A 19,692-nucleotide genomic window follows, 5' to 3' on the forward strand; every position below is an offset into this window, starting at 1 on the left:
CTCAGGGCTGATGGTGGACGGGCTCGCCCGGGCGCCAGCCAACCAGAGCGGCGCGCCCCGCGTTGCCGCTGATCAGGCTGTTCGACGGCGCGTGGATCTGGCTGCACAACACGTTGCGATGATGCCGCTCCAGCGGATTGCTGCGCGCGAGACCGTGATTGCCGGCCAGCTCGATCGCAAGGCCAACGGCCTTGATCGCATTGTCGATGGTGACGTGCTTGACTGTCGCCGCCAGTGTGTCCGGCGCCTCGCCACGATCGAAGGCAGCGCTGGAACTGCGCAACAACCAGTCGTTGGTTTGCAACAGCACTTCGATGGCACCGACAGTCTGCTGGATGGTGGGCACGCCCGCCAGCGACGTGCCGCCGAGCGCACCGGGGCGTCGCCCGTTTAGAAACCCGAGCAGCCAGTCGCGCGCGGCGCGGGCCGCGCCGTCGTAGACGCTGCCGACCAGCGTGAAGTACCACGCGGTGTTGTGCGGATGCCGTTGCAATCCGAGCGATGCGGGTTTGAGCGCGACGACATCGGCGAGCGGCACGCGCACGTCGCTGAACACCACGTCGTGACTGACGGTGGCGCGCATACCGAGCGGGTCCCACGTCTCGACGATCTGCACCCCGGGCGCGTCGCGCGGCACCAGAAACTGACCCAGTCGCGGTTCGGCTTCGTCGGTGCGCGCGAGGACGCTGATCCAGGACAGTAGCGGCGCGCCTGTCACATATCGCTTATGTCCGGTGATCCGCCAGACGTCGCCGTCGCGGCGTGCGACCGTCTCCGGCAAGCCGCCATGCGATGGCGATCCGAGGCCGGGCTCGACCTGCGCGGCGTTCAGCAGTGCGGCACCCACGGCGGCCTCGCGCGACAGACGGCGCGCGAGATGCGCGGGCCAGTCGCCGATGCTTGCCCGTTCCGAGTTGACGATCGCGGCATGCTGGCAGTAATGCATCGACAGTATCAGTGCGACCGACGGATCGCCGTGCGCGATCGCGCGGACCACCGCGCTCGCGGCGGCGAGTCCCGCGCCATGCCCGCCGTCTGCTCGCGACACCACCAGCTTCAGCAGATCGGCGCGCAACAACGCGTCGAACTGCTCGCGCGGTGCTGCGCCGGATGCGTCGTGTTCCGGCGCGAGCGCCGAGAACGTAAGTCCGAGTTGCGTGGCGCGCCCGATCAACCCGTCGATACGGTCGGTCTCCCGGTTAGCCAGTTGAGGTTCGCGCGCGCTCATCGCGTAGCGGCGCCGGTGGAATGCGATCCGGCGGCATAGCCCGGCGGCGCGATAAATCCACCGAACGCGGTTTCGAACGCGTGCGCGAAGGCGATGGTCGTCCGGTCGTCGAGGTAGGCACCGACCGCCTGCGCGCTAACCGGCAGGCCGTCGTCATCGAGTCCGAGCGGAAAGCTGGTCGCGGGCAATCCTGGCAAAACGGGCAGGCCGGCCCAGTAGAACAGCTCGAAGAAGGGCACCTGCCGTATTCCGTCCGCGTAGGCGACAGGGTACGTGCGTTCGTCTTTCGGTTCGCTGTGGTTGTGCGCGAAGGCGGGCGTCGGCGCAACCGGCGTGATGACCACATCGAAAGCGCCGAACAGGGTCTCCCATTCATGGCGCAGCGCGTGACGGTGTTCGTCGGCGCGCAGCCATTCGCGATGCGTCAGCGTCGGCGCGCGCAAACGCGCGGCCTCGGCGCTGTGGTCGTCCGGTTGCAACTGCTTCAGCCGCGCTTGCGCGTTGGCGCCGAGCGGCGGCGGATCGACCAGCGACGCACCCGCCAGCGTTCTGAACAACGGATGAGAGACGGCCAGGTCAGGCAACAGTCCGGCGGCGAGAGCGGTTGCGCGCGTCACGTGCGTGCCGTGCGAGCTTAGAGCTTCGACGACCCGCTCGATCACCCGGCGTTCGGACACGCTCGGCTCGGTGCCCGGCCATGTGTCGAGCACCAGCACGCGAAAATCCTGCAGGCGCGTATGCCGTGCGGACGGCAGCGCGACGCGCCACGCCTTTGCCGCGAGCGGCTCCCGGTTCACCAGCAGGTCGAGCGCGAGTTCGAGATCGGCGGCGCGGCGCGCGAGCGGTCCGGCAACGCTGAGATCGCGATCGACGATCCGTCCGGATGGCGCGCCGGTGCCGCGCATCGACACCAGCCCGGCGCTGGGCTTGTGGCCGAACACGCCGTTGAAATGGGCCGGAATGCGGATCGAGCCGCCGATGTCCGAACCGAGTTCCAGCGCGACATAGCCCGCCGCGAGCGCCGCCGCGGCACCGCCCGACGATCCGCCCGGTGTGCGTGCCGGGTCCCACGGATTGCGGGTCAGCCCGTACACATCGTTGTAGCTTTGAAGATCGGCATTGGCCTGCGGTACGTTGGATTTCCCGACGATCACCGCGCCCGCTTCGCGCAGCGCGGCGACTGCGTCCGAGTCGCGCTCGACGCGATTATCCGCGTAGCGGGGATTGCCAACGCTCGTGACAAGTCCGGCGACGTCGAACGATTCCTTGACGGTCACCGGCACGCCGAGCAGCGGCTTGCGTTCGCCGCGCGCGAGTGCGGCGTCGGCGGCGCGGGCCGCCTGTCGCGCTCGATCGTCGTCGCGCACGGCGATCGCGTTGAGCGCGGCATCGAAGCGGTCGATGCGTGCGAGCGTCTGTTCCAGCAGGTCGATTGCCGACACGCGGCCGTCGGCGAGCGCCTGAGCCTGTTCTTTTGCGCCGGCGAAAACGAGTGCGGCCAGTGTGTCCGGCGCGGATTCAATGGTTGAGGACGTCATGATTCGTATCCACGGAGACGGTGGCGCGGCGCGCTGTGCGCCGCAGCGGTGTCGAGCGTTCAGGCGGGCGCCTTGTCGTCGAGCCAGGTATCGGAGAAATCGCCTGCCATCAGGTCGATGCTGTTGTTCAGGTTGCGCACCCGCGTGCTGTAGACCTGGATCGACGGAATGCTGACGAGCGGATAGACCGGCAGGTCGCGTCCGACGATCTGCTGCGCCTGCCTGAACAGCACGGCGCGGCGGCGTTCGTCGGTTTCCGTGGCAGCCTGGACGAACAGGTGATCGACATCCGGGTTTTGATAATGCGACGCGTTGATCCAGACCAGCGGATGCCGGGCGCCGTCGGACCAGTAAAAGCGTTGCACGCCGACGCTCGGATCGTAGAGGCGGCCCAGGCCGTTCAGATTGATATCGAAGTCGCGATCGGTATAGACGCGCTTCAGGAAAGTGGGCAGGTCGCCGTCGAGAATCGTCACCTTGATGCCGACCTTCGCGAGTGCGGCGCGTGTGTAGCCTGCGGCGTTTTTGAGGTCGCCGCTGGTGAGGTAAGTCAGGCGCAGTGCAAAACGCGTACCGTCGGCGCCGCGCGGATAACCGGCCCGATCCAGCGCGGCGTTGGCGGCGGCGGGATCGAACGGATAGTGGAACGTGCTGTCGTCGTAGTAGTTCGACAGCACGCGCGGCACTGGCGAGTCGATTACGTTCGTGTGACGGAAGTACACGTTGTCGCGAATGAACGTGCGGTCGAGCGACTGCGCGATCGCATGCCGGACCTCGGGCCTGGCGAGGGCGGGATGCTCGTTGTTGAATTCGAGGAACGCGCCGTTGTTCAGATACGCGTCGTACGTGTCGTCCACTCGCAGTTTCGGATTGCGCGCGAGCCGCGCCAGATCCGCGAGGCCGACGTTGTTCGCGGCCTGCGCGTCGCCGCTTTCGAGCGACGCCGAAATCGCGGCGGGGTCGCTTGCGACCTTGAAGATCACGCGCTCCAGATGCGGGGTGCCGCGACGCCAGTAGTCCGGATTGCGACGCAAGCTCACATAGCTGCCCCGAACCCATTTTTCGAAGATGAACGGCCCGGTACCGACGGGCGCCGACGCGTTCGGACTGGTCAGCGGATCGCCGTCGCCGTAACGGTGTTGCGGCACGATCGGCAGTTCGGCCGACGAGAATGCCTTGATCAGATACGGCGCGGGTTTCGACAGCACGATCGATACCGTCAGCGGGTCGGGCGTATCGATGCGTTCGACGTTGGCAAGGCTGATGCGCCCGCGCGGCCCGAGTTTCTGCTGCGCCAGCAACGAGAACTTCACATCCGCCGACGTGAACGGCTCGCCGTCGTGCCATTTCACGCCGGGTCGGAGTTTGAACGTGTAGCGCAAGCCGTCGGGACTGATCTCCCACGACGTGGCGAGCAACGGCTGCGGCTCGAATCGCGTGTTGTAGCGCAGCAGGCCTTCGGTGATCTTGGCGCTGACATTCCGGTTGCGGGTGTTGGTGTCGAGAAACGACACCAGTTGCGTGACGTCTTCCGGAACCGCATAGGTGAGCGTGCCGCCATCGACCGGCGTCGCCGCTGCTGCGCCATCGGGCGTCGCAGCGGTTGCAAACCGGGGTAATGCGCCGCTCGCGCCTGCAGAAAGCAGCGCGGCTGAAGTATGCAGAAACTGTCGTCTGTTTATTGTCATGAATGGACCCGTTGAGTGCCGTGGTGATTGCTATCGTTTTGATTGGGTCGGGGCGCGCCGCGCACAGCGGGCACCGCTGCGATCAACTGGCGTGTGTACGCGTGCTGCGGGCGTGACCAGAGCGAGCGGTGGTCGCCCGCTTCGACGATGCGCCCTTCGTGCATTACCAGCACCCGGTCGGCGATATAGCGGACCACGGCCAGGTCATGCGAGATGAACAGGTACGACAGACCCAGTTCGCGCTTCAGTTCGACCAGCAGGTTCAGCACTTGCGCGCGGACCGACACGTCGAGCGCGGACACCGGCTCGTCGCAGATCAGTAAGGACGGGCGCAGCACGAGCGCACGGGCAATGCCGATCCGCTGCCGCTGCCCACCGGAGAATTCGTGCGCATAGCGGTGTAGCGCATTGGCCTGCAAGCCGACGCATTCGAGCACGTCGCGAATCCGGTGCGCGCGCTCGTCGGCATCGTGAACGTCGTGGACACGCAGTGCGGCGTCGAGCATCGCGTGCACGGTGTGCCGTGGATTGAGCGAGCCGAACGGGTCCTGGAACACCATTTGCGCGGTACGGCGCATGGTCCGCAGGCCGTTGCCATGCAGTTGCGTGATATCGATGCCGTCGAGCTCGATCGTGCCCGCCGTGGCCGGATTCAGGCGCAGCAGCGTGCGGCTGAGCGTGGACTTGCCGCAACCGGATTCGCCGACCAGTCCCAGCGTTTCGCCGCGCGCGATATCGAGCGACACGCCATCGACGGCGCGTAGCGTGCGGCCGTTGCGCGTGTAGTGCATCTGCAGATCGCGCACGCGCAGCAACGGCGCACCGGCTGCGCGGGTCGCGTGTGCCGTCTGCGCCACCTGCGCGTTGCGTCGTGTTTTCAACATGTCGGGCGTGTCCGGCGCTGCGCTGATGCGCCGGTCGTGGCGAAGTGAAAACGTGACCCGTCCGGATGCTTCGTCGCGCTTCGCCCTGACTTCGGCGAGCCGCGAGTCGCGGTAATGCTGGTCGTGCGCAAGCGTCAGCGACGCGCCCAGCAAGCCCTGCGTATACGCGTGCCGGGGCGAGTCGAAGATCGCGTCGACGGGGCCTTCTTCGAGCTTCTCGCCGTCGTACATCACCGCGACCCGATCCGCGATCTGACCGACCACGCCAAGATCGTGCGTAATCAGCAGCAAGGCCATCTGCATCTCGCGGCGCAGCGTGTCGAGCAACGCGAGGATTTGCGCCTGGATGGTCACGTCGAGTGCCGTGGTCGGTTCGTCCGCGATCAGCAGACGCGGTTCGCAGGCGATCGCGATGGCGATCATCACGCGTTGCAGCTGTCCGCCGGACAGATGATGCGGAAAATCGTCGATGCGCCGGACGGCGTCCGGTATCTGTACGAGTTCGAGCAGTTCGATTGCCCGTTTGCGCGCGTCGCGGCGCGAGAGCGGGCGGTGTTGCAACAGGACTTCGGCAATCTGCCGTCCGATTGTCATCACCGGATTCAGCGAGGTCATCGGCTCCTGAAAGATCATCGCCATGCCGCTGCCGCGTAGTGCGCGCCGCTGTGCGGGCCGGAGCGTCAGCGTATCGCGACCCTCGAAGTGGATCGCGCCGCTCACGTGTGCGGTGGACGGCAACAACCCCATGATCGCCATCGCGGTGGTGGACTTGCCGCAACCCGATTCGCCGACCAGCGCGAGCGCTTCGCCCGCAGCGAGATGCAAATCGAGCTTCTTCACGGCGGCCCGGCCGCCGAACGCGACGCCGACATCCTGCAGTCTCAGCAGCGAACTCATCGACGCTCCCGCAGACGTGGATTGAACGCTTCGTTGAGGCCGTCGCCGAGCAGGTTCAGCGACAGGATCGTCACCACGAGCGCAGCGCCGGGAAACACGGTCAGATACCACGCGGTCCGCAACATCTGCCGGCCGTCCCCGATCATCGAACCCCAACTGACGCGGTTCGGGTCGCCCTGGCCGAGAAACGCGAGCGCCGATTCGGTCAATACCGCGCTGGCGACCATCACGGATGCCGTGACGATGATCGGCGGCAGCGCATTGGGCAGGACTTCGGAAAAGATGATCCGCGCCGGGCCGTAACCGAGACTGCGCGCTGCGGTGACGAATTCGCTCGTGACCAGCGAGCGGAATTCCGCTCGCACCAGCCGCGCGATGGTGGGCCACGACGTAACGCCGATCGCGAACGAAATCACCCATAGCGACGGCTGTCCGATGGTCACGATCACGATCACGAACAGAAATGAGGGGGTGGTCTGGAAGATCTCGGTGATGCGGCTCAGCAGCGCATCGACGCGTCCGCCGAAGAAACCTGCGCAGGCGCCGATCAGCGTGCCGACCGTGACGCCCAGCAGCGCGGACAGCACGCCGATCGAAAGTGACGCGCGCGCGCCGTGCACGATCCCCGCCGCGACATCGCGACCGAGCGAATCCGTGCCGAGCCAGTGTTGCGGGTCGGTGAACGGCGCAGTCAACGGCGCGCTGACCATGTCGAGCGGATCGCCGGGAAACAGGCGGTCGGCGAACAGCGCGGCCGTTACGATCGCCAGTAACAGCAGCGCGCCGACCAGCGCGAGCGGGTAGCGGCGCACGATGCGCCACGCCGTGCCGGCCACGATTCGCGACGTCGGCGGCTGGACATCGGCGGGCCGCGCAGCGGAAAGAGGCGCGGCAGCGGAAACAGAAACGGCTTGCGATGATTTCATGCGGTGCGGTCCTCGATGCGCGGATCGAGCCAGGCGTGCAGCAGATCGACCGCGATATTGGCGACGATCACCATGACCGACGCAAACAGCAGAATGCCGAGCAGGACCGCGTAATCGCGACCTTGAACGGCGTCGAGCGCGAGCCGGCCCAGGCCGGGCCAACTGAACACGGTTTCGACCACGACTGCGCCGCCGAGCAGGTTGCCGAAGTGCATGCCCGCCACGGTGGTGATCGGCATCAGCGCATTGCGCAACACATGACGCAATGCGACGCCCAGCGGCGACAAACCCTTCGCGTGCGCGGTGCGCACATAGTCCTGACGCTGGACATCGAGCATGGCGGCGCGCGTCAGCCGCGCGTAGATCGCCACGAAAAAGCTCGCGAGCGTGGTCGCGGGCAGCGCCGCGTGACGCAGACGGTCGGCAAGCGCGTGCCAGCCGGTGAGCGTCTGGCCGAGCGTTGCGGAGCCGTCGCTCGGCAGCCAGCCGAGTTCGACGGAGAACACGATCACTGCGACGAGCGCGATCCAGAATCCCGGAATCGAATACAGCGCGAGCGCGACGACCGACAGCAAGCGGTCGGGCCAGCGGTTCGCCCAATGGGCCATCACCGCGCCCAGCGCAACCCCGGCGAGCAGTGCGATGACCAGCGCGCTGATCATCAGGAACAGCGTGTCGGGAACGCGCGAGAGGATCAGATCCATCACGGGCGCATTGAAGCGCACCGACGTGCCGAGGTCGAAGTGCGCGAGGTTGACGAGATAGCGCTCGAACTGCTGCCACGTCGTCATGTCGAGACCGAAGTGATGGCGCAACTGCGCCATCGTCTCAGCGGTTGCCGAACCCGCTTCACCGGCGATCACGTCGGCCGCGTCGCCCGGAACCAGCTTCATCAGCACGAAATTCAGCACGATGACGCCCGCCAGGGTCGGCACGGTGCGGCGCACCACACCCGACAGGCGCCGCAGCAGACGAAGCGGTTGTTGCAGGATGCGCTTGCCGCGGCGCTTCAGGACGTCGGACGGAGGCTCCGGCGCGTGGGCGGCCGGTTGCGTGCTCATCGCTGCACCCACGCGTCGGCAAAGCTCGACGCAGTGCCGTCGGGCGACACGGTGTGATCGTGCAATGCGCGGTTGTAGACGGTCACGTATTGCGGCGACGCCAGTGTCAGATCCGGCAATTCGCGTTCGACGATCCGCTGGATCTCGATGAATTCGCCCTTGCGGCGCGGTTCGTCGGTTTCCACGGCGGCCTGCGCGAACAGACGGTCGACGGAGGGATTGCTGTAGTGCGAACCGTTGGTAAACGGGACGCCGGGCCGGAAACTGGTGCTGGTGTAAAGACGGGCGACGCCCACCGACGGATCGAACAGATTGCTCATGCCGTGCACGCTCATATCGAAGTTCCGGTCGGTGTAGATGCGTTTCAGATACGCGGGCAAATCCTGGCTGCGCACGGACAGCGCGATTCCAATTCGTTGCAGCGACGCGTGCAGATAGCTGCCGATTCGCGTGTACGCGTCGTTGCCGGGGAACGGATCGATCACCAGCGCGAAGCGGATGCCGTCGGCCTGACGCGGAAAGCCGGCCGCATCGAGCAGCGCATTCGCGCGTTTCAGATCGAACGGATACGGGCCCGGCTGCGTATCCGCATAAGGACCGGGGATGATCGGACCGGAGGTCGGATTGGCGTAGCCGTAATAGATCACGTTGCGGACCACGTCGCGATCGACCGCCGACGCAATCGCTTGCCGCACCTCGAGATGCTTCAGGTACGGGTTATCCAGATTGAATTCGACCCGGACCACGCCGGTTTCGAACGCATATCCGCGTGTTTCGAGGCCGAGCTTCGGATCGGTTTTGAGTCGCGCGAGATCGGACAGCGGTACAGGCGTTTCTCCGCCGATATCCACCGAACCGTTTTCGAGCGCAATCGAGCGGGCCGACGAATCGCCGATGACCTTGACGATGATCCGGTCGAGATGCGGCTTGTCGTGGGCCCAGTAATCGTCGTTGCGTGCGTATTCGATATAGCTGCCCCGCACCCATCGGACAAAGCGGAATGGACCGGTGCCGACCGGTGCGTCGTTGGCCGGATTGGTCAGCGGGTCGAGCCGGTCGTACAGATGCTTGGGGACGATCGGCGTTTCGGATGCGGAGAAGGCCTTGATCAGGTACGAGGTCGGTTGCGCGAGATGCAGCACGACCGTGTACGGGTCGGGCGTGTCGATGCCGGTGAGGTTCGCGAAGGTCGAGCGCGCGCGTGGATGCACATTGCGCAACATCTGGAGCGACCACGCCACGTCTGCGGAAGTGAAAGGCTGGCCATCGTGCCACTTCACGTTGTGCCGCAAATGAAATGTGTAAGTGCGCCCGTCCGGACTGATCTCCCACGATGTCGCGAGCAAAGGGCGCGGCGTCAGGTCGAAATCGTAATCGAGCAGACCCTCGGTCACTTTCGCGCTGACCTGCATCACGCTGGTCGATGTGGTGGCCAGATTGACGAGGGTTGTCGGTTCGGGCGTCACGACCACGTTGAGCGTGCCGCCGGGCGTTTGCGCGTGGACTGCATGTGCGGCGAGCGTCAACGTGAGCGGCAGCGTCAATGGCAGCGGCGCGGCCACGAGCGACACGAGAAAGGCGCCGACGCGGCGGCGCAACGACATCGGAATGAGGCGGTTCGGTGCGGCGATTGGCATCGGGTTCGGGCGGAAATGAGCGTGAGGCGCCGTCAGCGGCGCAGGGGGAAACGGGAACGAAGGCCGGGAGACGAACTAGTGCCGCAGTCCGGCCTCGCGCAGTAACGGAACGACGCGTTCGCCGAAAAACTGAAGGTCCGGCGCAAAGTCATAGAAGCTGACCTGAATGCCGTCGATGCCCGCGATATGCAACCGCCGGATGTAGTCGGCGATCTCTTCGGGCGAGCCCACCATCGACACATTGCCGCCGACCGCACGTTGCGCGACCTGCCCGCGTCCCGCCTGATCGCGCCACGCATGCGCATCGCTGTCGAAGCGATCGAAGCTGCCCTGCACGGCGTGCGCGATGATCGCGTCGCGATATGCATGCGCTTCCGCAGTCGTCTCGCGGCAAATCACCATCGGGTTGAGCAATGTCCGGATGGTTCGTCCGTGTGCGCGGGCAGCGGCCCTCACGCGCGCCGTGTGAGCCGGAAGCGACGCAATCGCGGTTTCAATTTCGGAGCCCGCCGGGCTCGTGATGAAAATAAAGTCGGAGTAACGCGCCGCGAAATCGATGCCGGCCTCCGAACCGGTCGCGTTGACCAGCAACGGGCGGCCGAAACGCGGCTTCGGCGTGACGAATGCGCCGTCGAGTTGCCAGCTGGAGAGTGCAGGTGCAAACGAGAAGTTCGCGTCCTGTGCCCATAACTGTTGCACGGCATCCAGAAACTCGGATGCGAGTTGATAGCGGCGGTCATGTTCGATACGCTGCCAGCCGAACATCTCGTGTTCGACCGCGCGATGACCCGTCACGACATTGATGCCCCAGCGTCCCTTCGACACGTGATCGAGCGTTGCGCAGAACTTCGCGAAATGCAGCGGATGCCACGGTCCGTACAGCACATGACTGGTTGCCACGAGAACGATGCGTTCGGTAATGGCCGTCATCGCAGCCAGCGACATGAACGAGTCGAGCGCTTCGCCATTGAATACGCCGCCGTAACCGCCTTTCGGCAGCCATTGCGACAGTGCGAACACCAGATCGAAGCCGAACTGTTCGGCCTGTTTGACCAGCGCCGCGTTGTAATCGAACGACCAGTCGGTGGTTCGCGGCAAATTGGACGCACTCCAGCCGCCTGCCTGGATCGGCAGGAACAGGCCGAGGTTGAGCGGCTGCGCATTCAGTCGTGCAACCGGGCTATCCGGGTAGTCGGCGGGTGAGCGTACAGGCACGAACGGCGACGACGTAAGCGTGCGTTCGAGCGGATGATCGACGGCGATGGATGCGGGCATGAGTTCGTTTTGAGGCCGCGTGTTTCGAGGAGCCGAGTAAATCATGGCGAACGCGTTCCAGCCAACGAATGAATCGTGCTAAGTATGTGTCGCGCAGACATTCGAATTTCATATCGCTGAGATACGAAACGCCGATAGATTATTCCGATGGTTTCCTAATCGTTTTAAATTGGTTTGTCCCGCACGGTGTTGAACTTATATCTATGAATCTTTCACGCGGCTCGACCGTCAACAAGGAGAGATTCATGAGCATTCGCGAGATTCATCGTTCGACACTGCAAACGTGGTTGATTCAAGGTGGCCTGGCCGGCGTTCCCGAACTGGCCGTTCTGGATGTGCGCACCGAAGCGGAGTACGGCAAGGGCGAGCCGCTATTTGCGAAAAATGTGCCGGTGGCACGGCTCGAAGCCGACGCGCGCGATTTCGTGCCGCGTCGCTCGGTGCGCCTGGTGCTGGTGGATAACGGCGACGGGGCATCGGCCGAGGGTGCGGAGATTCTCGCGCGCCTCGGCTATAGCGATATTCACGTACTGACGGGCGGTGTGCCTGCGTGGACGGCAGCCGGCGTATCCGGCTTGCCGACTTTCGACATTCCCGGCAACGTGTTCGCGGGCAGTATCCGCGATCTGCGCGCGACACCGTCGATCGACGCGGTCGCGCTGCGCGCGCTACGCGACGAGGGCAAGGACGTCGTCGTGATCGATACCCGCACGCCGAAGGAGTTCGAGGAGTCGCATGTGCCCGGTGCCATCAATGCGCCCGGCGAAGAGATACTGCATCGCTTTGTCGATAACGTGCCGAATCCGGACACGTTCGTCGTCGTGTCGTGTGCGGGGTTGCCGCGCGCCATTATCGGCGCGCAGACGTTGATCGACGCGAAGGTTGCCAACCGGGTTGCGTTGCTCGAAGACGGCACGCTCGGCTGGACTCGGGCCAGTCTGGCGCTGGAGCACGGTGCGGCCTCGGCGCGTCCTCCGGTGAGTGCCGCATCGGCGGCATTCGGCGCGACGCACGCAGGCGAACTGGCCGCGCACGCGGCGATTCCAGTGGTCGCGCGCGAGACGGTCGAAGCGTGGCTGGCGGATGGCGAAGTACGCACCACGTATCTGCTCGATGTGCGCTCCCGCGACGAGTATGACGCCGGACATCTTGCCGGATCGATCTCGTCGCCGGGCGGCCAGTTACTCGGCGTCACGCATCGCACGCTCGCGACGCGCGGTGCGCGGGTCGTACTGATCGACGACGACGGCACACGCGCGTTGACGACCGCGTACTGGCTGCAGCATCGCGGTTGGGACGTGCATGTGTTGAACGGTGCGCTGCCGGGTTCGGTACACAGCCGCGCGGCCAGCGATTCGCAATCGGCATCACAGTTATTCGAACTGCAGAATTGAAGCGGAAACGGGCCTCTGGCAAGCTGAAACCCGGGCAATGACCATCTGCTAACCGAGGCCTTCATCATGTTGATCAAACAGTACGAACATCGCTTGCCGTCCGATTACGACATCGCGCAGATCAGGCTGCGCGGACGGTCGCGCGGCGTGGTCTGGGACGATGCGCAAGGACTCGCGTTCAAGGCTTTCGCATTGCGTGAACGCGGTTTGAACGGTGCGCCGCATCATGCGTACACATCGATCTATTTGTGGCTTAGCGAGAATGCGGCCGCGGATTTCGTCACGGGCCCGCGCTTCAAACCGGTAATCGAATCGTTTGGACGACCGGAGATCCGGACCTGGCTGCCCATCGCAGTGCAACCTGGCGACGTGAACCGGACGGCGCTGTCGATTTATCGCGAGGAACTGCCAATCGACGAAGCCGCCGACCTCACCGCGCTGCGGCACGCGGAAACGGCGCGCAGTGCCGATCTCGCGAAGCGGCCGGATACGATTGTGTCGGTGGTCGGGATCGACGTGTCGGCGTGGCAGCTGGCCCGTTTCACGGTCAGCGCGGCGCCGCTTCGCGAGCCCGAAACCGGGATCGGATATGAAATTGCCTATCTGGCTTCGCCCGGGTTGAAGCAGGGATTGCCACGCGCGGCAGGGTGACGATGGCGAGCGCGCGCGGCGGGTCGAGGCGGGTGGGTACCGCCTCCGGTTGCACTAGCCGTGCGGCGCGGCATCGCGCGGGATGCGGCCGAAGAACGGATGGCCTGGATCGTTGAAACCGGGCGTCGAAGGATGGCCGCTCGCCACCAGCGCGTCGACGAACGACTCGTCTTCGGCGGTCAACGTGTAGCGCAGCGCCGGCAGATAGTCGTGCCATTGCGCTTCGGTACGGGGACCCGCGATCGTCGATGCAATGTAGCCGCTGTTCAGCACCCACGCGAGCGCGAATTGTCCGGCAGACAGGCCGCGCGCGGCCGCGTGATCGCGCACCCGCCGCGCGAGCTCGATCGATTCGTCGCGCCATTCGGTCTGTTGCAGACGGCGATCGCTGCGTCCCGCTCGCGTGTCGGCGGAAGGCGTCGCGCCGGGTTCGTACTTGCCGGTGAGCACACCGCGCGCAAGCGGACTGTACGAGATCACGCCGAGCCCATACCGGTGAGCTGCCGTGAGCTGTTCGGTTTCGGCCTGGCGATTCGCGATGTTGTACAAAGGCTGGCTTGCGACCGGCGAATCGAGGCCCAATGCGCGTGCCGTATGGCTGAATTCGGCGATCTTCCACGCACGGTGATTCGACAGCCCGTAGTAACGCAATTTCCCGGCGCGGATCAGGTCGTTGAGCGCGCGAACCGTTTCTTCGACCGGCGTGGCGTGATCTTCGCGATGCAGGTAAACCAGGTCGATGTAATCGGTGTTCAGTCTTTTTAGACTGGCTTCGACTGCCTGCACGATGTGTTTGCGCGACGCGCCGTTTGCGTTGACGTCGCCGTCGCGAACGGGATTGCCGAACTTCGTCGCGAGCACCCAGCGGTCGCGCTCTGCCGCGATCGCGCGACCGACCACCCGCTCGGATTCGCCACGCGCGTAGACGTCGGCCGTATCGATCGAATTGACGCCCTGTTCGCGCGCGAGATCGATGATGCGTGCAGCCGTGGTCGCATCGGTCGGTCCGCCGAACATCATCGTGCCGAGCGTCAAGGTCGACACCGCGATGCCGCTGTGACCGAGTTGTCTGGTTTCCATGATTCGTGTTGTCCGTAAGTCAGTTGAAGATGCGGGAATACAGGGTCAGCGCTTCAGCCAGACGTCGGCGAAACTGGCTGACAGCCCGTCGGGCGATGTCGTGTGGTTGTGCACCGCGCGTGAGTACACGGTCAGATACTGCGGCGAGACGAGATTGATATCGGGGAGGTCGCGTTCGAGAATGCGCTGGATCTGTGAGAACACCTGTTTGCGCGCATTCTCATCGGTCTGCTGCGCGGCTTGTGCGAACAGCGTGTCGATTTCCGGGTTGTTGTAATGCGAGCCATTGGTGAACGGCACGCCGCGCCGGAAATTCGCACTGGTATAGAGCCGGGCCACGCCCGCGACCGGATCGAACAGGTTGCTCATGCCGTTGATGCTGAAGTCGAAGTCGCGGTCGGTGTAAATGCGTTTGAGATATGCGGGCAGGTCCTGGCTGCGCACGGTGACGGCAATCCCGACTCTCGCCAGCGCAGATTTCACATAGGCGGCGGTACGTGTCGGCAGATCGCCGATCGACAGTCAGCGCGAAGCGCGTGCCGTCTGCTTTGCGCGGATAACCCGCCTGATCGAGCAAGGCGTTCGCTCGCGCGATATCGAACGGATACGGCGTCGGCGCGGCGTCGTAGTACGGATTCGTCGGGATGATCGGGCTCGCCAGCGGCGTCGCGTATCCGTAGTAGACGACCTTGCGGATCACGTCGCGATCCAGCGCCGATGCAATCGCCTGACGGACTTTCAGATTGCCCAACACCGGGTTGTCGAGATTGAATTCGATTCGCGCGACACCCGCCTGAAATTCATAGCCACGGGTTTCGAATCCAAGTGCCGGATTGGCTTTGAGCCGCGCGACGTCGGATAACGGCACCGGCGTGTCGCCGCTCAAATCGACCGAGCCGTTCTCGAACGCCACGGTACGCGCGGCCGCGTCCGCAATCACCTTGACGACGATACCGTCGAGATAGGGCTTGCCCGTGTCCCAGTAATCGTTGTTGCGGGTGTATTCGATGTAGCTGCCGCGTACCCATTTCACGAACCGGAACGGGCCGGTGCCGACCGGCGCGTTATTGGCCGGATTGCCGAGCACGTCGGTGCCGTCGTACAGATGTTTCGGGAGGATGGGCGTCTCCGATGACGAAAACGCCTTGATCAGATACGGCGCCGGGCTCGATAGCGTGATGACGACGGTGTAGGGGTCGGGTGTCGCGATCCCGGTGACGTTGGCAAAGGTGGTTTTGGCGCGCGGATGAACCTGCCGCAGCATCTGGATCGAAAAGGCAACATCCGCGGAAGTAAAGGGTTGGCCGTCATGCCATCTGACGCCGTGGCGCAGATGGAAAACATATTTCCGGCCTTGATCTCCAATGTCCCACGATGTCGCGAGCGACGGCTTCGGCCGAAATGCGAAATCGTATTCGAGCAATCCTTCGACCACTTTCGGGCTGACCTTCAGCACATTGGTCGCGGTGGTCGCGAGATCGACCAGCGCGGTCGGCTCGGGCGTCACCACGAAATTCAACGTGCCGCCCCGCGCTTGTGCGGTCGCGACAGGTGCGCTGCAGGCAAGCGCCAGCATCGATGCAAAGGCGGCCGCGTGCCGCGTCAGGCTGCGGCCGCGTCTCGGCGTGGACGAATGAAGCGCGATCATCGTGATGATTCCGGGCAGGGGAAGAGACCGTGAGCGGTGGCCACGTGGGTGTTCAGATCGGCACGGGCATGTGCGCCTGCGCGCGGCGCAGCTTGATCGCTCCGGCGAGGGGCGCGGGATCGATCCATGCGTCGAAGTCGAAATCCGACGGTATGAAGCCCCATTTGAAGAGAAACTGTTTGAAATCGGCGAGCGCGGCGAGCGCGTGCGGGTCGAGACCGATGCTCAACTGCGCGTGTAGTCCCCCCGGATAGGCGCGCGTCACCCAATGTTCCGCAGTGCGCACCTCGCGTGCCACGTAGTCGTTCAGTTCGGAGGCGTGAGCGGCGGCCCAGTTACCCGCATCCAGCGTGCGGGCCAGCACCCGCTCGACCAGATCGGGGCGTTCGCGCAACAGTTGCGCGTCGACGGTCAAGGGGCGGGGCGTGCCATTGTTCGCATGCAGGCGGCGGTTGGACTGCGCGCTGATATCGATCAGCACGTGCGCGTTGAGCACATTCGCGATCTCGAGTCCCGTCGCGCCTTTGACGAATACAACGTCGGCTTCGCCACGCAGCAATGCCTGGGCTTCGCGCGCATATTCGTGCGAGCGTTGCGCGTCCAGCCACTGCCCGGCTGTCAGATCCGGAGCCGGCCGCGCGTCTTCCAGACCACGCGGCGTGTGCAGCAGATCGACGAAATCGATGTCCTCGAACTGCACACCGACCGTATTGAGTAGCGACGAAAACCCGCGTAACGCGGTGGCACGATGGAAATCGACAACGCTCGCGCGCGTATTGAGCGGCAGCCCGAAACGTCGGCCGGATAGGGATCCGGCAGTCGCATCGAGTTCCCGGTCGAGCGTGATGAGCGCCTGGAATTCGTCGACCCAACTCAGTCCGATCAACCGTGTGTCGCTGCCCTGAGCACGCGCCCACAACGCCGGAATATTGCCGCCCTGACGCAGCGACCACGGTTGACTATGCGTGAAATGGGAGCGACGGATCAGCGGTTCGTCGGCGTCCTGAAGCGCTTTCACTTCGATATCGTCGGCGGCGAATTCGTCCTGCAACCAGCCTTTTTGCACTGTGATACCGAACGGTGTCGGCGCGGGACAGCGGGTGTACCAGAGTCGGCTCATGCGATCACCTGATGTGTGGTGATGCAGTAGAGCACGCAGGCATTCGCCGCACCAACCAACGATTTCTGCTTTTCAATTGACCGTGCATCCGCAGTACTGATCATCTGCGTGCCTCCGGATGACACCCATGGAAGTGTCATAAGCAATGCAGATCCGATTCGTTTTCTCGCGACCGATCCCCGCCTAAGATGGGCCACCACCGGTTCCATACGGCTCGACCGGGCGACTCATTTTCATCAGGCACGCATCCATGACACGTGATATCTCGCAGGGCCGTCGTGCCTTTCTCCACGCCGGAACCGCGCTTGGCATCGCTGCGGCTATTCCACACGTACAGGCTCAGTCTTTAGCCGCAACGACCGCGCCGCGTGCGTTGCGCATCGGATATCAAAAGGGCCTGCTGAGTATCCTGAAAGGGCGCGGCACGCTCGAAAAACGTCTCGCGCCGTTGGGCACGCGCGTCGAGTGGATCGAGTTTCCGTCGGGACCACCGCAACTGGAGGCGCTCAACGTCGGCTCGATCGACTTCGGCGATGTCGGTGAAGCGCCGCCGATCTTCGCGCAGGCTGCCGGCGCGCCGTTCGTCTACTACGGACAGACGGGCCGCCGCCCCGCCAGCGAAGCGGTGATCGTGAAGAAGGAGTCGCCGGTCAGGTCGTTTGCCGAGTTGAAAGGCAAACGCATCGCGCTGGTCAAGGGATCGAATACGCATTTTCTGCTGGTCCGTTTGCTGGCCGCAGCGGGCCTTGCTTATACCGACGTCACGCCGGTCTGGCTGTCGCCGTCCGACGCGCGGGCGGCCTTCGAGCGTAACGCGGTCGATGCATGGGCCATCTGGGACCCGTTTCTCGCCGTGGCGCAACAGACGGCCAATGCGCGAATCGTGGCGGACGGAACCGGCGTGGTGGCGAACCGTGCGTTTTATTTCACGTCGCGCACGTACGTCGAAAAAAACGACGACGTGTTGCGCATCGCGCTGGCCGAGATCGGCGCGGCGGACACGTGGATCGAGGCGAATCGCGATCAGGCGGCCGTCGAGTTCTCGCAGCTTTGGGGCGTGCCGCGCGATATCGTCGCGACCGCGCTCGGGCGACTGAAGCACGGCACCGAGCCGATTTCGCGCGACACGATTTCCGACCAGCAGCGTATCGCCGACGCATTTTTCGATCTGAAACTGGTGCCGAGGAAGATCGACGTGGCGCAGGCTGCGCCGCCGTCGCTGGGTTGATGGCGCGACGGCAAGCGCTCGGCGATGCACGGCGATCACGCCCGCCATCAATCCAGACAAACGAATATTCATAGCTCAAATCGCTTGTTTTACCGCGCCTGGCGCGTCCCTATACTGATTCGTCGCATCGGCCGGACCGATGCATTCAATCGATTCAATTCACGCGTCACGGATGATTGACGGTTCGTGTGCGTTTTACAGGAAAGATCGCATGCAGCAATCTCACGAGACCGCGTCTGAAACGCGCCTTCAGGCGGCCCTGTCCGCGCTCCCCGCGCTTGCGGAGGCGATTGGAGAAGATGCGGCGCAACGCGAGGCGCAACGAACGCTACCGTTCGACAAGTTCGCGCTGTTTCGCGAATCCGGGCTTGGATTGCTGCGATTTCCGCTCGAATGGGGCGGCCTTGGCGGGTCGGTCGAAGATCTGATCGAGGTCGTGGCAACGCTCGCCGCCAAAGAATCGAATGTCGCGCATGCGTTGCGGATTCATTTCGATCTGACGGAACAACTGCTGTTGTCGCCGCGCTCGGATTTCAACGACACGCAGATTGCGAGGGTCAGGGAAGGCGCGCTATTCGGTGGCGCATCGACGGAATTGGGGACGTCCCGTCCCGGCGAGATCGTGACGCAACTGGTACGCGACGGCGAGCACTTTCGCGTCACGGGCAAAAAGTACTATTCGACCGGCACCGCATTCGCGGATTTCGCGCGCATCAACATCCAGGATGAAAACGACGAGAAGGTGTCGATCGTTATCCCGGTCGCGCGTGAAGGCCTGACGGTGCTCGACGACTGGGACGGCATGGGGCAGCGCATGACGGCAAGCGGTAGTCTCGTGCTCGACAACGTGCAGGTGTTCGCCCACGAAGTCGCGCCGCGCGGCTATACGAGTCTGGCGGGACGGCACGGCAGCGCATTGCGGCAACTGCATCTGGTGGCCGTCGCGGCGGGTATCGTGCGAAATGTCCTCGCGGATGCGAAACGCTACGTCGTGCAGCATGGAAGGCCGGTGCTGCACAGCCCGGCTTCATCGGCGCGCGAGGACGGCTTCGTCCAGCAGGTGGTGGGCGATCTCGCCGCGCATAGCCTGTCGATCGATGCGCTGATCCGGCAAAACGCGCGCACGCTCGACCGCTCCGCGAACGCAATCCGCAGCGGCGCATCGAATGCGGAGGCGCTGGTTCTGGAAGGCGCGCTGGCAACGGCGAAAACACAGCTTGTGGTGAGCAAACTGGCGCTGTACGCAGGCGAGCGATTGTTCGAGGTGGGCGGCGCATCGATCACGGCGCGCACGCATAATTTCGATCGTCACTGGCGCAATCTGCGCACGATCTTCAACCACAATCCGTTGCTTCACAAGGCACGGGTGATCGGCGATTACGAACTGAACGGCGTGACCACGCATCTGACCGAAGGGCGCGTGTTCTAACGAACCCG

General features: G+C 64.3%; 16 protein-coding genes. 4 read left to right on the plus strand and 12 right to left on the minus strand.

All coding sequences use genetic code 11. The features are described 5' to 3' along the window. Position 1: 1 nt before the first annotated feature. The 8 genes from PW947_RS10245 to PW947_RS10280 form a co-directional block, all read right to left on the minus strand. Positions 2-1,228 (minus strand): acyl-CoA dehydrogenase family protein, encoded by a 1,227-nt coding sequence (locus PW947_RS10245; RefSeq protein WP_299631373.1) that lies wholly within the window; start codon positions 1,226-1,228, stop codon positions 2-4. Beyond that, positions 1,225-2,766, minus strand: a complete 1,542-nt coding sequence (locus PW947_RS10250) for an amidase (protein WP_299631375.1) — start codon at positions 2,764-2,766, stop codon at positions 1,225-1,227. Before PW947_RS10250 ends, PW947_RS10245 begins: the two co-directional genes overlap by 4 nt. 59 nt (positions 2,767-2,825) lie before the next feature. Then, positions 2,826-4,454 carry an ABC transporter substrate-binding protein gene (locus PW947_RS10255; protein ID WP_299631377.1) on the minus strand — a complete coding sequence of 543 codons (1,629 nt, stop codon included), beginning with the start codon at positions 4,452-4,454 and terminating at the stop codon, positions 2,826-2,828. Further along, entirely contained in the window at positions 4,451-6,235 is a 1,785-nt protein-coding gene (locus tag PW947_RS10260) for an ABC transporter ATP-binding protein (protein ID WP_299631379.1), read from the minus strand. Before PW947_RS10260 ends, PW947_RS10255 begins: the two co-directional genes overlap by 4 nt. Further along, positions 6,232-7,161, minus strand: a complete 930-nt coding sequence (locus tag PW947_RS10265; RefSeq protein ID WP_299631381.1) for an ABC transporter permease — start codon at positions 7,159-7,161, stop codon at positions 6,232-6,234. Before PW947_RS10265 ends, PW947_RS10260 begins: the two co-directional genes overlap by 4 nt. Further along, a complete protein-coding gene (locus PW947_RS10270) occupies positions 7,158-8,222 on the minus strand; it encodes an ABC transporter permease (protein WP_299631382.1) in 1,065 nt (354 codons plus the stop codon). Before PW947_RS10270 ends, PW947_RS10265 begins: the two co-directional genes overlap by 4 nt. Next, positions 8,219-9,859 (minus strand): ABC transporter substrate-binding protein, encoded by a 1,641-nt coding sequence (locus tag PW947_RS10275; RefSeq protein WP_299631384.1) that lies wholly within the window; start codon positions 9,857-9,859, stop codon positions 8,219-8,221. The genes PW947_RS10270 and PW947_RS10275 overlap by 4 nt, the downstream gene beginning before the upstream one ends. 75 nt (positions 9,860-9,934) lie before the next feature. Next, positions 9,935-11,134: an LLM class flavin-dependent oxidoreductase gene (locus tag PW947_RS10280; RefSeq protein WP_299631385.1), complete on the minus strand. Its 1,200-nt coding sequence runs from the start codon at positions 11,132-11,134 to the stop codon at positions 9,935-9,937. A gap of 245 nt (positions 11,135-11,379) precedes the next feature. On the opposite strand from PW947_RS10280, the gene PW947_RS10285 reads away from it, so the two are divergent. Together PW947_RS10285 and PW947_RS10290 are read left to right on the plus strand one after the other, a co-directional pair. Beyond that, the gene (locus PW947_RS10285) at positions 11,380-12,528 is read left to right on the plus strand and encodes a rhodanese-like domain-containing protein (RefSeq protein ID WP_299631386.1); all 1,149 of its coding nucleotides are present in this window, start codon (positions 11,380-11,382) and stop codon (positions 12,526-12,528) included. A gap of 66 nt (positions 12,529-12,594) precedes the next feature. Beyond that, a complete protein-coding gene (locus tag PW947_RS10290; RefSeq protein WP_299631388.1) occupies positions 12,595-13,179 on the plus strand; it encodes a DUF4865 family protein in 585 nt (194 codons plus the stop codon). A 54-nt stretch (positions 13,180-13,233) separates the two neighbouring features. Here the strand turns inward: PW947_RS10290 and PW947_RS10295 are convergent, their stop codons facing one another. The 4 genes from PW947_RS10295 to PW947_RS10310 are packed head-to-tail and all read right to left on the minus strand — an operon-like array spanning position 13,234 to position 17,027. Next, positions 13,234-14,259: an aldo/keto reductase gene (locus tag PW947_RS10295; protein WP_299631390.1), complete on the minus strand. Its 1,026-nt coding sequence runs from the start codon at positions 14,257-14,259 to the stop codon at positions 13,234-13,236. Positions 14,260-14,304: 45 nt separating this feature from the next. Next, on the minus strand, positions 14,305-14,559 hold the full coding sequence (locus PW947_RS10300; RefSeq protein ID WP_299631392.1) for a hypothetical protein: 255 nt from the start codon (positions 14,557-14,559) through the stop codon (positions 14,305-14,307). Continuing rightward, on the minus strand, positions 14,480-15,907 hold the full coding sequence (locus PW947_RS10305; protein WP_299631393.1) for an ABC transporter substrate-binding protein: 1,428 nt from the start codon (positions 15,905-15,907) through the stop codon (positions 14,480-14,482). The genes PW947_RS10300 and PW947_RS10305 overlap by 80 nt, the downstream gene beginning before the upstream one ends. Before the next feature lie 52 nt (positions 15,908-15,959). Then, positions 15,960-17,027 (minus strand): ABC transporter substrate-binding protein, encoded by a 1,068-nt coding sequence (locus PW947_RS10310; protein WP_299631394.1) that lies wholly within the window; start codon positions 17,025-17,027, stop codon positions 15,960-15,962. Between the two features lie 250 nt (positions 17,028-17,277). Here PW947_RS10310 and PW947_RS10315 point away from each other — a divergent pair, with 250 nt between their 5' ends. Both PW947_RS10315 and PW947_RS10320 read left to right on the plus strand, forming a co-directional pair. Continuing rightward, positions 17,278-18,255, plus strand: a complete 978-nt coding sequence (locus tag PW947_RS10315; protein ID WP_299631395.1) for a sulfonate ABC transporter substrate-binding protein — start codon at positions 17,278-17,280, stop codon at positions 18,253-18,255. 211 nt (positions 18,256-18,466) lie between these two features. Then, a complete protein-coding gene (locus PW947_RS10320; protein WP_299631396.1) occupies positions 18,467-19,684 on the plus strand; it encodes an acyl-CoA dehydrogenase family protein in 1,218 nt (405 codons plus the stop codon). Positions 19,685-19,692 lie beyond the last annotated feature (8 nt).

The sequence above is a fragment of the Paraburkholderia sp. genome (assembly GCF_028283785.1).
In the GTDB taxonomy this organism is placed as follows: Bacteria; Pseudomonadota; Gammaproteobacteria; order Burkholderiales; family Burkholderiaceae; genus Paraburkholderia.

Bases quoted from the DNA above. Each gene is read 5' to 3' on its own strand.
- PW947_RS10260 (WP_299631379.1), bottom strand. From the start codon at position 6,235: ATGAGTTCGCTGCTGAGACTGCAGGATGTCGGCGTCGCGTTCGGCGGC.
- PW947_RS10320 (WP_299631396.1), top strand. From the start codon at position 18,467: ATGCAGCAATCTCACGAGACCGCGTCTGAAACGCGCCTTCAGGCGGCC.
- PW947_RS10310 (WP_299631394.1), bottom strand. From the start codon at position 17,027: ATGAGCCGACTCTGGTACACCCGCTGTCCCGCGCCGACACCGTTCGGT.
- PW947_RS10245 (WP_299631373.1), bottom strand. From the start codon at position 1,228: ATGAGCGCGCGCGAACCTCAACTGGCTAACCGGGAGACCGACCGTATC.
- PW947_RS10285 (WP_299631386.1), top strand. From the start codon at position 11,380: ATGAGCATTCGCGAGATTCATCGTTCGACACTGCAAACGTGGTTGATT.
- PW947_RS10315 (WP_299631395.1), top strand. From the start codon at position 17,278: ATGACACGTGATATCTCGCAGGGCCGTCGTGCCTTTCTCCACGCCGGA.
- PW947_RS10290 (WP_299631388.1), top strand. From the start codon at position 12,595: ATGTTGATCAAACAGTACGAACATCGCTTGCCGTCCGATTACGACATC.
- PW947_RS10250 (WP_299631375.1), bottom strand. From the start codon at position 2,766: ATGACGTCCTCAACCATTGAATCCGCGCCGGACACACTGGCCGCACTC.
- PW947_RS10255 (WP_299631377.1), bottom strand. From the start codon at position 4,454: ATGACAATAAACAGACGACAGTTTCTGCATACTTCAGCCGCGCTGCTT.
- PW947_RS10275 (WP_299631384.1), bottom strand. From the start codon at position 9,859: ATGCCAATCGCCGCACCGAACCGCCTCATTCCGATGTCGTTGCGCCGC.
- PW947_RS10295 (WP_299631390.1), bottom strand. From the start codon at position 14,259: ATGGAAACCAGACAACTCGGTCACAGCGGCATCGCGGTGTCGACCTTG.
- PW947_RS10265 (WP_299631381.1), bottom strand. From the start codon at position 7,161: ATGAAATCATCGCAAGCCGTTTCTGTTTCCGCTGCCGCGCCTCTTTCC.
- PW947_RS10270 (WP_299631382.1), bottom strand. From the start codon at position 8,222: ATGAGCACGCAACCGGCCGCCCACGCGCCGGAGCCTCCGTCCGACGTC.
- PW947_RS10305 (WP_299631393.1), bottom strand. From the start codon at position 15,907: ATGATCGCGCTTCATTCGTCCACGCCGAGACGCGGCCGCAGCCTGACG.
- PW947_RS10280 (WP_299631385.1), bottom strand. From the start codon at position 11,134: ATGCCCGCATCCATCGCCGTCGATCATCCGCTCGAACGCACGCTTACG.